Below are 13,000 nucleotides of genomic sequence, written 5' to 3'. Positions count from 1 at the left end.
AATAAGGATCAGCCCTTGCGCGTACCCGACATCGGGAAACTGCCGAATGCGCCCGCGGTCACGGTGCCGTTGATGGCATCGCCATCGACGGTCGCTTCGCAGGTCAGCGTCATCGGCATCGGGATGGTCATGTCGATCTGCCAGGACAGCGTGTCGCCATCGACCTTGCCATTCTTGATCTCGGTCGTGCCCATCGCGCCCGACTGGGTGCCGGTGAAGCTGTCGCCCGCGCTGTTCACGGTCAGCGTCGCCGTCTGGTCGCCCATCGGCGACTTGGTGACCGTTTCCCAGCTTCCATCCACATTGGCCATGTTCTGTCTCTCCTGATCTGAAATCGTCATTCCGCGCCGGTCGCAGCGGCCGCAGGCGCGGCCGGAGCAGTCGGCGTCAGGGTCATGACCTCCACCGGGAGCCCAAGGCTGTCAAGCTGTGGGCGGACCTGTTTCGCGTCGCCCACAACCACCCAGACGAAGTTTTCGGGGTCGAGCGCCCCGCGTGCCGCAGCGTCAAGCTGCGCTGCATCCAACGCACGATATTTTTGTGCGATCGTGTCCTGATAATCGTCGGGACGCCCGTACAGGTCGTTCGCTTGCATCGCGCTGAGCACGTTGCCCGCGGTCTCGAAATTGCCCGCCAGCCCGCGAATGTTGCCGGTCACGGTGCGATCGAACTCGACCTGGGTCACGCCGTTAGTGGACAGGAACTGGTCGACCTGTTCCCGGGTCGATGCAATCGCCTCTCCGGTCCGGTCCGCTTGAACCGGTGCCGAAATCACATAGGACACTGCGTTTTCGAGCCGGTTGAAGCCGCCTCGCGCGCCGTATGACCAGCCCTTGGCCTCGCGCAAGTCCATGTTGATGCGGCTGAGGAAGCCCGACCCCAGCACTTCGTTGGCCGTCAATTCCGCCAGCAATTCGCCCTTCGGCGCGAGTTCGGTGATCTGCGCACCGACGATCACCGATTGCGGCGAATTGGGACGATCGACCAGAATGATTTTCGACTGGGCGGTGGGCGCCAGCGGTCCGAACTGCTTGGTGCCAGCCGTGCCCTGCGCGCGCCAATTGCCGAAATTGGCGTCGAGCGCGTTTCGGATTTCGGCCAGCGGCCGATCCGAGACGACGAAGATCTTCGCCTTTTCGGGGCGAATCCATGCCTGGTGGAACGCCGCCAGTTCGTCGCGGGTCAGCGTCTGGACCACCGCCGGGTCGCCGGCACCCGCCGCCAGTTTCGCATAGGGCGAATTGGCGGGATAGAGCGATTTGAGCACCGCGCGGTTAGCGAGGCCCTGGGGGTCGCGCAGTTCCTGCTGGATGGCGGTCAGCAACTGGACGCGGATGCGATCGACTTCGGTCGCCGAGAATGCCGGATTGCGCGTCACGTCCGCCAGCAACTGGGTGGAGCCCGCCAGATTGGCGCTGGGGGTGTAGAGCGTCGTGAAGGTGCGATCCGAACTCGATCCGCCACCGATCCGCGCGCCCAGCCGCTCCTTGGCCTGCGACAGCGCATTGGCGTCCAAGCTGGTGGTCGCTTCGCTCATCACTTGCAGTGCCAGGCTCTGGGTGCCCAGGCGGTTGGCGGGGTCGGCGACCTGTCCGGCATCGAAGCTTACCACCATCTGGGTGATCGGCACCGCGTCGCGCTGGGCATAGATCACCTCGATCCCGTTCGACAGCTTCGTCCGCTCGACTTCAGGGAAGTCGATGTCGCTGACGTCGCCGACCGCAGGCAGCGCGCCGCGCGTGCCCTGAACCGGACCGGTGGCCGCCGCCTGCGTCGGTGCCGCCGGAGCGGCAACCGCAGCGGGAGCCGCCCCACCGCCCGCGGCCGCAACCGATTGGGCCTCGACGTAAGCTTCGCGTTCACCGGGTTCGACGATCGCGGTATAGGCGGGGCGTTTCAACCATTTGTTGGATGCCGCGCGCACCTGATCGGGGGTCACCTTGGCCAGCCGCTCGAGCTGCGTTTTGTAGAATGCGGGATTGTCCGAATAGAGCGCGCCCGACGCCAGCGTCACCGCTTTGCCGCCGAATCCGCCGACCGCCTCCAGTCCCGACAGGCGACCCGACACCGTGTTGGTCGCGACACGCGCGACCTCGTCAGCGGTCGGCCCCTTTGCCAGGAAATCGGCGACGATCGCATCGATCCGCGCGCTCAACACCTTGGGATCGACGCCGGGGCGTGCGACTGCCTGAACGCCGAAGATGCTGCCGTTGGCCAGCGTCTGCATGGACGCGCTGACCTGCACCGCCAGCTTTTCGTCGCGCACCAGGATATTGTTCATCCGCGAACTGGCCAAGCCGCCCAGCACCGACGCTGCGACCTCAAGCGCGGTGGATTCTGGATCGTTAAGGCCGGGGCCGCTCCACGCGCGATAGATGAGCGTGGCGGCAACCGTGTCCTTCAGCGTATCGGTTTTGGGGGCCGAAAGCGTCGGAACATTGATAGCGGGCGTGACGGTTTCGGGGCCACGCGGAATCTTGCCGAAATATTTCTCGACCAAGGGCCGCGCTTCGCGGGCGTCGATGTCGCCCGCAAGCACCAGCACTGCGTTGTTGGGGCCGTAATAGGAGCGGAACCAGGTCTTTACATCCTCAAGGCTGGCGGCCTGAAGGTCGGCCATCGATCCGATCGGCGAGTGCGAATAGGGGTGGCCTTCTCCATAAAGTCCTTCGAGGACGCTGTAATAGAGCAAGCCATAAGGACGGTTGTCGCCCTGGCGCTTTTCGTTCTGAACCACGCCGCGCTGCTCGTCGAGCACACCCTGGGTGATGGCACCGAGCAGATAGCCCATGCGATCCGATTCGAGGAACAGCAACCGGTCGAGTGCCGCTTTGGGCACCGTCTGGAAATAATTGGTGCGGTCGAAATTGGTGGTGCCGTTCAGGTCGGTCGCGCCGATCGAACGCAGCGGTTCGAAAAAGTCGCCAGGCGCGTTTTCCGATCCGTTGAACATCAGATGTTCGAACAGATGCGCGAATCCCGTCTTGCCTTTGGGCTCGTGCTTAGAGCCGACATCGTACCAGATCGAGGTGCCGACGATCGGTGCCTTGCGATCGGTATGCACGATCACGCGCAAGCCGTTCGACAACGTGAATTCCTCGTACGGAATGTCGATGGCGGTGACGAGTTCGGACAGCGGCGCGGCCTGGGCAGGCGCGGGTGCGGCGGTCTGGGCATAAGCGGGGGCCAGTGCGCCACCGGCAAGGGCGGTGGTGCTGGCTAGGGCAAGCGCGATCCGTGCGAACATGATGTAATCTCTCTCCCCGAGGTAAGTGCCATAGGGCTATACGACACCATCCTCTTTCGCAACCGATTCAGTCGCTTCGTCGTCGTTGGATGTCATTCCATCGCCCTCAGCCAGTTCCGCGGGGGCGCGTTGACCAAAAGAAGTCGCGATGAAAAACAACAGGTTTGCCCCCTGGGTCAGCGCGCCACCCGCCAGCAACACCGCCGCCATAGCCGCGCGGGGACCGTCGATCACGTTGCTCATCTCCAGCCCTGCCGACAGGAACAGCAGGTCGCGATTGGGAATGAAGGGCAGGCGCGAAATGACCATCTGGGCAGTCAGGAAGATCAGCCAGGTTGTCCAGCTCTGGTTCGGCAGCACCACCCACCATTGCACCGCCTGGAGCAGCAGCACGCCGGTGATGCGCACCATATGGATGCCCCACACCGTCGCGGCGATTCGACCGGGGACCGCGATGATGCTCTTTCGAAAGCGCAGCAGCACGGGGAGGAGGAAGGCGAGCGCCAACGCCGTCGCCGCGAACTTTCCCGCCCCCGAATCGAGCCAACTCGCGACCAGCGCCGCCTGCCCCGTCATCCAGAATGCCGCGAGCAACCCTGCCGTTACCGCCGCCGACGCCAGCGCCGACAGCACCGCATTGTCCTTCACCCCGTGTGCAGCGCGCTTGGCAGGCAGCCCCAGATGCCGCTTCGCCCAGACGAACAGGTAAAGCTCGCCCGAATAGCCCACGAATGCCGAATTGAAGACACGCTTTCGAATGAACACGCCTACGTCGCGAATGCCGATGCGCCGGTCGAGCAGCAGCCGAAAGATCAGCGTCTCGGTGACGGGTAGCGCGACGAACATCACGACGAACAGGATGTAGAACCAGGGCGTGGTTGGCAGCGACCCCAGCACCTCTCGCCAGCCGATCGCGCTGACCTTCAGCACCAGCCAACCGATCACGCCCGCAAAGAAAGCCCAGCGAAACCCGCGCCCCGTCCATTTGCCCGCGGGCGTTTCGGTCCACGCCTGAAGCGCTTCCAGCCGGGCATTCACGGCAGCAGTCCCAGAGCGCGCGATTGCCCGCGATAGGCTTCGAATGCGCGCTGCGCGTCGGGCGGCAGCCGGAAGCGACTATGGCCCGACAACATACCGGTCGCCTTGCGCAGGGCATATTCGATCGCGCTTGCCACACTGTTGCGGACGCGGCGTTCGAAATGCGCGCGTTCCCAGGTGTTCGATCCGTGAAAGGCGCGCAGGAACAGATGCGACGCATCGAGCACCGCCAGTTGATCGCGCGGCCAATGATCGAGAAAGACGGTGTCCTCGCCGCGACGCTCTTCGGGGTAACGCGCGCTGGGATCAGCGCGGTGGAGGATCGTGCCGGGCACGCCGGGATTGAGGCTGCCGATATAGGGTCGGTCCATCCATTCGGGCGCGTCGAGATGCATCAGCGTCGCGGCCAGCACGCAGGCCCGCTTATCGCCCGTGATTGCACCTGCCTGACGCTTAAGCCGTTCGGGATGATACCAATCGTCATCGTCCCATTGTGCGACCAAATCGCCCCGCGCCAGATCAAGCGACAGGTTTCTGAGCCTTCCCAGATTGTTGTCGGTGCTCTTTGCGATTCGATGATAGATCAGCCGGTCGGCGGGGATCGCCGACAGGATGGCCGAATAATCCTCCGCTCCGTCATCTACGATCACCAGTTCTCGGTTCGACCAGCTCTGGTCGAGGAAACAGCGCACTGCACGGCGCGCCATGGCCGCGCGGTTGGCAGTGACCATCACGCACGAGATGCGTGCACCGACATCGGACCAGATCATGCGGCTAGCCAGTCCAAGGGCTTCTTGTTAGCGGACGACATGCGCATCGTGTTCGTGCTGACCTATCCAACGCATTATGCGACGCCCGACCTGTCGGAATGGCTGGCCTGGGACAATCGCGATCGCCGTATGCCTGCGCTGTTAAAGGCGATGGGAGTCGATGTCGAGTTGTGGGGCGTCCGCGACGCAGCGCTCGATACCGAAATCGCGGTCGCGGATATCGGCACGCTGAAAGTAAGATTGTTCGCGGCGAGCAACCCCGAAGCGCCTCCCCGCGCGCAGATCAGCGATGCGATGTGCGAGGCAACGCGGAAGGACCGCGCGGACCTGTTCGTGCTGATCGGTAGCGACGGCGCGGCTGGGCTCGACCTGCACGCACGCGTGCTGGCCCCCGACGAACGCGGCTATGCCGTCATCATCGGCGGCACGGTGTGGAACGCCATTCTGACCGACGCACATCTGATCCTGACCGAATCCTCGCGACAGGAGATGCTGTTGATGCAGCCCGAATGGCGCTTCTGGCGCAAACCGATCGCGCTTGAGCGCATGGTTCGGCTTCCCAAGACGATCGACACCGACCGCTTCGCGCCGATTCCGACTGTGCGCAACCGCTGGGATGTGATCGCGGTCAGCCGCCTGATCCCTTACAAATCTTTCGACGAGATCGGAGCCCTCTCGCAAACGCACCGCGTCGCGGTCGCGGGCGACGGTCCGATGCGGTTCGACCTGCGGCGGCGCTTTCCGCGGATCGACTGGCTGGGCCATGTCGCCCATACCGACCTGCCCGCGACGCTGGTCAAGGCGCGGTTGTTCTTTCATGCGGGGCGCAAGGACTGGTTCCCGCGCGCCATTCCCGAGGCGATGGCATGCGGGCTGCCGGTCGCAGCGCTCGACGACCGCATCGGTGCCGATGTCGTGCCGCCCTCGACCGGCATATTGGTGAACGATAGCAATTTCCGCGCCGAAGTCGCGCAGTTGCTCGGCGCGCCCGGCACGCTGGCCGCAAAGGCGCGGTCGGCACGCGAGCACGTCGTCGCCACCCACGGCCCGCGATCGAGCGAAGCCGCGTGCCGCAAACTGATCGAAGTCGCCCAGCCCATCGAGGCAAGCCGGTGACCGCACCCCGCTGGACCTTCGTCATCGCCTATTTCAACGAAGCCGATTACCTGCCGGCCACCCTGGCGTCGCTCGCCGCACAGACCGCGCGACCGTTCCGGCTGGTGCTGGTCGATAATGGATCGACCGACACCTCCGCCGCGCTGGCGCGTGAGGCCACCGCCGAGATGACGGGAGTCGAGACGGTCCACCTATCCGAGCAGCGTCCCGGCAAGGTTCACGCGCTGGAAGCCGCCATGCCGCACATCACGACCGAACTGGTCGCGTTCGGCGATGCCGACACCTTCTACCCGCCCGATTATCTCGCCACCGCGCAAGCTGCATTTGATGCGGGCGGCTCGGGAGTAGTGGCCGTGATGGCAGTCGATGTTCCCGCCCCGCCCAATGGCCCGGAGGCGCGGCAAAAGCGCTTCATCCGGTCGCGGATCGCCAGTCGGCTATGGCCGCGCCAGACCCACACCGGCGGCTTCGGCCAGAGTTTTCGCACCGATGCGTTGGTCCGCGCCGGCGGCTATTCGGAAAAGCACTGGCCCTATGTGCTGATGGATCACGAGGTGATGCAGCGGCTGCTGAAACTCGGTCGCGCGGTCTATCCCTATGACTTCTGGTGCATCCCCTCGCCACGCCGTTCCGACCGCCGCCGGGTGCGCTGGACGCTCGCCGAGCGGCTGCTTTACCACGCCACGCCGTTCGCGCTGAAGGACTGGTATTTCTATCGCTTCCTCGGCCCGAGGCTGGCGCGCCGCAAGCTGACCCACCTCAACCTGCGTGAGAAAAGCTGGCTCCCCCTATAATCGTCACCCCAGCGAAAGCTGGGATGACGGCTTCAACTAAGGCCGATACGCTCGCTTCGCATTGGTCCGTAGATCGCTCGGCCAGAAATGCACCGGCTTCAATTCCTTGCGCACGAACAAAGGCGCTTGGTCCGCATAATGCGGGGATGCAGGCCGCGTCGTGGCGGCACCGAACGGTTGGATCGACTGCGACGACACTCGCCCCGCCCGGTCCCATTCTGCGAACATCAGATAGCTGTCGCCATGCCGCACCGCGAGCCGCCCGTCGTCATGCACGTCCCACAATGCCATGGCCCGCAGCACGTCCGGCCCACCGTCCAGCGGCAAGTCCACATCCCCCTGCCGCAACCGAAGCACCTCGCCCAGCGGCGGATCGAGCCGCCCGAAATGCTCGGCCAAATGCTCGGCGGAGCGCTTCAATCCGTCGAAGGGCAGCACGCATTCCTTGTTGCGGTAATGGCAGCGATTCCCTTCGCGCAGCAGCAGCACCGCAATCGCATCGGCTGGCCCCTGCCCGTCGTAATTCCAGTCCCAGCGCGCCAGCAACGCCTTGGCCGCGCGGACCTGATCGTCACCCTGATCGTCGACCTTCAACAGGTTGTCGAACCAGCCGCCCGCCCAGCTCTGGCGGCTGACCGCGGTGTCGTACTTGATTGCCTCCAACTCCGCGCGGCTGATCGACGAGTCCGCCGCCATCAACTCGATTGATCGTGTGCCGCGATTGGTGACGTTGCGCTCGATCCCCAGTAACGGCGAGTAATCCGCCGGGTTCATCTCCGACCCCGGCCCCGCTGCCCAGAAGGGCGTATGATTGGCGTTGATGACGAAGCCGGACGCCGGGGCCATTACCATCGGCGTTCGCTTCCACGGCACCTCACGTGGCCAGATCGCGCGGGAGGTGTTGCCCGGCAACACCTTCGAATAATCGAAACCGGGCCGTCGGTCGGGGAACATCGCGTTATAGATCATGGCGATCCGCCCGCTATCGTCGGCATAGATGAAATTGGTCGCAGGCACGCCGCGTATGCGCATCGCCGCTTCCCATTCGGCCCAGTCGCGCGCCTTGTTCAGCCGGTAATATTGCTCGACCATCCGCATCTGGTCGATGCCCGCATAGCGCACCGCGAACGCGCCCTGATCGTTGACGATCACCGGACCATGCACCGACCGATACAGCGTCTGCGGCACCGGCAGCACGAACGGCCCGACCTTGGCACGCAGCCACACGCGATGCTTCTCCAGCGTCCGCCACTGACCATCCAGCCGATAGCGGTCGCCGCTCTCGTCCAGTTCGAGCTTGTAGATATCGATCAGATCGGGCCGGTTGACCGTGTTGGTCCACCCCAGCGTGCGGTTATGCCCCAGCAACGGATAGGGCACGCCGGGAAAAGTCGCGCCCGCAAAATGCCAGCCTTCGCCCGATTTCACGACGAGCTCGTACCACGCCACTCCGCCGCGCCACGGCTGGTGCGAATTGGACACCAGCCGCGTCGCGCCGTCGGTCGATCGCGACGGCGCAACGGCAAAGGCGTTCGACCCCTTCTCGATTTCGCTCGGTCCGGCGGGCGTGACGTTGGGCGCATTGGGCAGCCGCCCGCTGGCCTCCAGCGGCAGTGCCTCGTTCGCGGTCAGTGCCCCCAGCACGCTGTCCAGCCCGAAGAAGAATGGCGATCGCAACACGAACCCGGCAGCCACATCGCGCCCGTTGACCGGGAACAGTTTAGCCAGACGGACATCGCCCGGATGCCGCGCAGCATAAAGGTTGAGCCCTGCAGCATACCCATCAAGCAACGCCCTCACGTCGGCAGGCTGGGCATCGTAATCGCGCGCAACCGTATCGCGCGCGCGCAGCAGGTGGAGCGCATAATCGGTCTTTGCCCCGTCCGCACCGGTCATCGCCCCAAGCCGCCCGCGCGTCATCGCGATCGCTTCCTGCAGGGTCGCGAAATCATCCTCCGAATGGGCATAGGCGATACCGTGCGCGACATCGGCATCGGTCGCGCCATAGATATAGGGGACGCCGAAATCGTCGCGGACGATCACCACGTCATAGTCGCGCGGCGGCGGTGCCTCTGCCGATTGCGATGCCAGCGGCTCCCACACCGCCAGGCTGATCGCGACGACCACCACCAACAGGACTAGCCCGATCCCGACACGCCGCAGCCACTTCATTGCGGTGCCGCCTCGGTCACGAGCTTAATTGCGAGCTTTCGCGTTTGTGCTTGGTAGATGACCCCACCGACGCAGCGATATGGCACATCTGAGACGTTGCTCAGCATCAGCACGGTTGCCGGTTCAACCTTTCTGATCACCGCTTCCAACTGTTCCGCGGAAATGCGGGAACCTGCCAAACGATATGCACAACTCCCTTCGACAGCCGAGAGTTGGAGGTGCATGACTGGCGGACTGGACGTCTGCAGCAATATTAATACTAGTAGGATCACGCCGTCCCCCAATCGCTCCGGTTTTTACCCGGTGTGTTATGCGCTTGCGACAGCGCGCGGTTGCGTTAGACCATGGGCAACTCGCAACCGATTGGAAAGCCCAGACCTAATGCGCGCCCTGACTTTCGCGACTGCCCTGCTTCTCTCCACCGCCACGGTCGCCTCTGCGCAGACTGTCGATCCAGCGCGCAGCGTCATTACGCCCGCAGCGATGGAGGCGCACGTCACTTTCCTGTCGGACGACCTGTTGGAGGGACGCGATACCGGCACGCCCGGCTACGAGATCGCCGCGCGCTATGTCGCGACCCAGTATCGCGCGCTCGGGCTCGAACCCGCGGTCGATGGCGGCTGGTATCAGCAGGTGCCGTTTAGCCAGACGCTGGCGGCTGCCGACAATGCTCCACGCATGACACTGCCAGGTGGCGCTGCACTTGGCGACAATACCATCGTCCGGATGCCCGCTGCCGCCAAACCGGTGGCGAGTGATGCGGTTTTCGTCGGCCACGGCTTGGTCGATCCTGCAACCAAGCGCGACGATTATGCGGGCGTCGATGTGCGCGGCAAGACCGTCGTCATGTTCTATGGCCTGCCCGATGGCATCGCAGAGAACCGCGCGCAGGAATTGATGATGGGCAAGTCCAAGGCTGCGATCGATCGCGGCGCGGTGGCGGTCGTCAACCTGTTCGACAGCGAACAGACCGAGCAGATTCCCTTCGCCGCGGTGCGCAACCAATTGTCGGGCGGACAGATTGTATTGGGCGAAAAGAAGGAACCGACGCCGGGCGAAACCATCCCGCTCGCGCTGATCAACCATGATGGTGCCGCCGCGCTGTTTGCCGGATCGTCACGCGATTTCGCCAGCGTATTGCGCGACATCGACCGCAGCCGCGCGGTAAAGCCGTTCGCACTTGAGCAACGCGTCGCATTCGACGGCGCGGTTCAGGCGCGCGACTTCAGCAGCCCCAACGTCATCGGCATGATCCCCGGCAGCGACCCCGCGCTGAAGGGCGAAGCGGTGCTGCTGATGGCGCATCTCGATCATGTCGGAATCAAGCAATCGGCCGAGGGGGACGACAAGATCTTCAACGGCGCGATGGACAATGCCAGCGGCATCGCGTCGATGCTGGAGGTCGCACGTGCCTTCCAGCAATCGGGCAAACCGCCCCGCCGTACCATCTTGATCGCGGCCGTGACGGGCGAGGAACACGGGCTGCTCGGCTCGCAATGGCTGGCAAAGACCCCGGTGATCGCTGGGCAGAAAATCGTGTCGGTGGTCAATCTCGATATGCCGGTCCTGCTCTACGACTTCACCGATGTCGTCGCGTTCGGTGCCGAACATTCGACGATGGGGCCGATCGTCGCGAGCGCAGCGGCGACCGAAGGCGTCAAACTGTCCCCCGATCCGATGCCGGAGGAAGGGCTGTTCATGCGATCGGACCATTACAGCTTCGTCCAGGCAGGCGTACCCTCGGTGTTCCTGATGACCGGTTTCGCCAATGGCGGAGAGGCCAAGTTCCGCGACTTCCTGAAGACGCATTACCACCAGCCGAGCGACCAGACCGACCTGGCCTTCGACTGGAACGCCGCGGCCAAGTTCGCGCGGGTGAATTACGCGATCGCGAGGGAAATGGCGGACGTGGACCAGGCCCCGCGCTGGTACGCCGACAGCCCGTTCGCAAAGACGGCACCGGACATGCCGACCGCGGCGCGGCCCGACTCAGCCGATTGACGGCAGGAACGGGCGGCCGGACACGGCCTGCGTGAAGGCGAACAGCGTCGCCGCGACGACCAGCGCGGCGACGACCGCCACCGCCATTTGTCGCCCGCGCGGCAGAACCACCCCGATCACGATCGCGGCGACGGGCAGGATCTGCGACGCGTGCAACCCCAGAAAATGGGCGACGCGCAGATCGCCGCCCGTCCGGTTCCAGCCCGTCATCGCCAGAGTCCCCCCACGCGCGCCGACGTCATGCGCGCCGGTCGCGCTCATATAGCCACCGAGCACGCCCCCCAGCAAAACCGTCAGTACCAGCCCCATCACCACCGCCAGGCGATAATGCGGTGACAGGCCGGGGCGTGGCTGGTGCCAGACGCGCCACGCGATCGGCAGCGACGTTGCGACCAGCACCACCGCGCCGATCCCCATCAGCGCATAGCCCAGCGCCGTCCAGGGCGTGTCGAAATTGAAATGCGACGCCTGCCCAAGCGCAGCGCGATAGGCGATGTAGAAGACTTCGTACGCGCCCGTTGCCACCAGCGCCCATGCGGTCGCGCGCAGCAATCGCCCCTGCCGCAAGTCTTCGCACACATCGCCAATGAACCAAGCCGCAGTCGACGCGAAGAAGCCCACCGAAAGAAGGAAGCGCGTCGGCTTTGCCCAAGTCGGCTGTCCCATGAACAACCGCGGATCGACCCATTGGAGCATCGCGGTGACCAGCGACAGGCCGAGCAGGAGCAGCCCGAACCGCGTAAGCAACGGCTGGCGTCGATCCAACGCCGCAAGCGACGCGCCAATCATCACCCTGCCTCCCCACGCTTGAACAGTCCCAGCAGCAAGGCCGCGAGCAGCCCGACCGGGCCGAGCAAAAAGGTCAGCAGCATCGCCGGGATCAGCAGGACGGGCGACCGACCCCGCGCCACGCCGCGCTCGGCGATCCAGCGTCCGACAAAGAGATCGAAGGCTAGGTAATGGAGCCAGCCCGCCATCAACGCCCGGTCGTCGCCAAACAGGGCGCGAACCGATCCTAGCGAATCGAACCCGCCGCCACCGTCGCCGTCCCCACCCCACAGGCTCGTCGCGATCAGCGCCAGATAGGTGACAGCAAAGGCGGCGGGCAACCAGCGACCGGCAATCGCCCAGCCTGGCGCGCGCAGGCGTTCGGAAAACACCGTCGCGATCAGCAACGCCCAGCCGCACAGCGTGGCCAAGTTGGCGATCGAAAACCACATATCCATCTTTCTACTCTCATCTTGACGATGTATAGATTGAAGATGAACGACGATCTAAACAGTGTCAAGACGAAGCCGCGCTATCATCATGGGGCGCTACGCGACGCATTGCTCGACGCAGCCGAAGCAGTGATCGGCGAGCGCGGACTGGACGGCTTTTCATTACGCGAATGCGCGCGGCGGGCAGGCGTTTCTCCGGCGGCACCCGCCCATCATTTCGGCGATGCGCGCGGACTATTGACGGCGCTAGCCGCGCGGGGCTTTGCCGGGCTGGCAGAGGCGATGGAACACCTAGCCCCCAGCGACGACCCGGTCGCCGACCTTCAGGCGATGGGCGCGGCCTATGTCGCGTTCGCCTTTGCCCGTCCGGCGTTGTTCGACCTGATGTGGCGGCGCCCCATGCTGGACCGCGAAGCACCCGGATTTCTAGCCGTTGCCGATCGCGCGTTCGATCCCCTGGCGCAGGCAGTGGGTCGCATCACCGGCACGCCGCCCGATCCGACCGACATCGTTGCCGCCTGGTCGATCGTTCACGGCTATGCCAGACTGGCGCTTGACGGAGCGGTGCCGCGCGACAATCTGCCCCCCATCGAAGCGGTCGTTCGCCGGCTGCGAATCTGAACATCTCTGCCGCACTTGTGT

Annotated in this window: 11 protein-coding genes; 4 read left to right on the top strand and 7 right to left on the bottom strand. The window is 64.5% G+C overall.

The genetic code is table 11. From position 1 onward, the window contains the following. Positions 1–8: 8 nt before the first annotated feature. The 4 genes from ENHY17A_RS09330 to ENHY17A_RS09315 are packed head-to-tail and all read right to left on the bottom strand — an operon-like array spanning position 9 to position 5,055. Complete coding sequence (locus tag ENHY17A_RS09330) at positions 9–311, bottom strand: hypothetical protein (protein ID WP_159712140.1); 303 nt, start codon at positions 309–311, stop codon at positions 9–11. A gap of 26 nt (positions 312–337) precedes the next feature. Continuing rightward, complete coding sequence (locus tag ENHY17A_RS09325) at positions 338–3,247, bottom strand: M16 family metallopeptidase (protein ID WP_159712138.1); 2,910 nt, start codon at positions 3,245–3,247, stop codon at positions 338–340. 36 nt (positions 3,248–3,283) lie between these two features. Continuing rightward, positions 3,284–4,285, bottom strand: coding sequence for a hypothetical protein (locus ENHY17A_RS09320; protein ID WP_159712136.1), 1,002 nt, complete (start codon positions 4,283–4,285; stop codon positions 3,284–3,286). Further along, complete coding sequence (locus ENHY17A_RS09315) at positions 4,282–5,055, bottom strand: glycosyltransferase (RefSeq protein WP_159712134.1); 774 nt, start codon at positions 5,053–5,055, stop codon at positions 4,282–4,284. The genes ENHY17A_RS09320 and ENHY17A_RS09315 overlap by 4 nt, the downstream gene beginning before the upstream one ends. Positions 5,056–5,094: 39 nt before the next feature. Between ENHY17A_RS09315 and ENHY17A_RS09310 the strand changes: the two genes are divergently transcribed. Next, the gene (locus ENHY17A_RS09310) at positions 5,095–6,171 is read left to right on the top strand and encodes a glycosyltransferase (protein ID WP_159712132.1); all 1,077 of its coding nucleotides are present in this window, start codon (positions 5,095–5,097) and stop codon (positions 6,169–6,171) included. Next, positions 6,168–6,965 (top strand): glycosyltransferase family 2 protein, encoded by a 798-nt coding sequence (locus tag ENHY17A_RS09305; RefSeq protein ID WP_159712131.1) that lies wholly within the window; start codon positions 6,168–6,170, stop codon positions 6,963–6,965. Before ENHY17A_RS09310 ends, ENHY17A_RS09305 begins: the two co-directional genes overlap by 4 nt. Before the next feature lie 36 nt (positions 6,966–7,001). Here ENHY17A_RS09305 and ENHY17A_RS09300 read toward each other — a convergent pair whose 3' ends face one another. Next, positions 7,002–9,137, bottom strand: coding sequence for an acylase (locus tag ENHY17A_RS09300; RefSeq protein ID WP_201296375.1), 2,136 nt, complete (start codon positions 9,135–9,137; stop codon positions 7,002–7,004). Between the two features lie 381 nt (positions 9,138–9,518). Here ENHY17A_RS09300 and ENHY17A_RS09295 point away from each other — a divergent pair, with 381 nt between their 5' ends. Then, entirely contained in the window at positions 9,519–11,138 is a 1,620-nt protein-coding gene (locus ENHY17A_RS09295) for a M20/M25/M40 family metallo-hydrolase (protein WP_159712129.1), read from the top strand. On the opposite strand, the gene ENHY17A_RS09290 is transcribed toward ENHY17A_RS09295, so the two are convergent. Beyond that, entirely contained in the window at positions 11,127–11,927 is an 801-nt protein-coding gene (locus tag ENHY17A_RS09290) for a hypothetical protein (protein WP_159712127.1), read from the bottom strand. The two genes, ENHY17A_RS09295 and ENHY17A_RS09290, sit on opposite strands and share 12 nt — an antisense overlap. Further along, complete coding sequence (locus ENHY17A_RS09285; RefSeq protein ID WP_159712125.1) at positions 11,927–12,364, bottom strand: ABA4-like family protein; 438 nt, start codon at positions 12,362–12,364, stop codon at positions 11,927–11,929. The genes ENHY17A_RS09290 and ENHY17A_RS09285 overlap by 1 nt, the downstream gene beginning before the upstream one ends. 36 nt (positions 12,365–12,400) lie before the next feature. Between ENHY17A_RS09285 and ENHY17A_RS09280 the strand changes: the two genes are divergently transcribed. After that, positions 12,401–12,979, top strand: a complete 579-nt coding sequence (locus ENHY17A_RS09280) for a TetR/AcrR family transcriptional regulator (RefSeq protein ID WP_159712123.1) — start codon at positions 12,401–12,403, stop codon at positions 12,977–12,979. Positions 12,980–13,000: the final 21 nt, after the last annotated feature.

The sequence above is a fragment of the Sphingomonas sp. AX6 genome (assembly GCF_902506605.1).
Classification (GTDB): Bacteria; Pseudomonadota; Alphaproteobacteria; order Sphingomonadales; family Sphingomonadaceae; genus Sphingomonas.
This window is presented reverse-complemented; position numbering and strand designations above follow the sequence as displayed.

What these genes read in the sequence shown, in the direction of transcription:
- ENHY17A_RS09310 (WP_159712132.1), top strand. Translation starts at nt 5,095, where the DNA reads ATGCGCATCGTGTTCGTGCTGACCTATCCAACGCATTATGCGACGCCC.
- ENHY17A_RS09325 (WP_159712138.1), bottom strand. Translation starts at nt 3,247, where the DNA reads ATGTTCGCACGGATCGCGCTTGCCCTAGCCAGCACCACCGCCCTTGCC.
- ENHY17A_RS09330 (WP_159712140.1), bottom strand. Translation starts at nt 311, where the DNA reads ATGGCCAATGTGGATGGAAGCTGGGAAACGGTCACCAAGTCGCCGATG.
- ENHY17A_RS09285 (WP_159712125.1), bottom strand. Translation starts at nt 12,364, where the DNA reads ATGGATATGTGGTTTTCGATCGCCAACTTGGCCACGCTGTGCGGCTGG.
- ENHY17A_RS09300 (WP_201296375.1), bottom strand. Translation starts at nt 9,137, where the DNA reads ATGAAGTGGCTGCGGCGTGTCGGGATCGGGCTAGTCCTGTTGGTGGTG.
- ENHY17A_RS09290 (WP_159712127.1), bottom strand. Translation starts at nt 11,927, where the DNA reads ATGATTGGCGCGTCGCTTGCGGCGTTGGATCGACGCCAGCCGTTGCTT.
- ENHY17A_RS09280 (WP_159712123.1), top strand. Translation starts at nt 12,401, where the DNA reads ATGAACGACGATCTAAACAGTGTCAAGACGAAGCCGCGCTATCATCAT.
- ENHY17A_RS09315 (WP_159712134.1), bottom strand. Translation starts at nt 5,055, where the DNA reads ATGATCTGGTCCGATGTCGGTGCACGCATCTCGTGCGTGATGGTCACT.
- ENHY17A_RS09295 (WP_159712129.1), top strand. Translation starts at nt 9,519, where the DNA reads ATGCGCGCCCTGACTTTCGCGACTGCCCTGCTTCTCTCCACCGCCACG.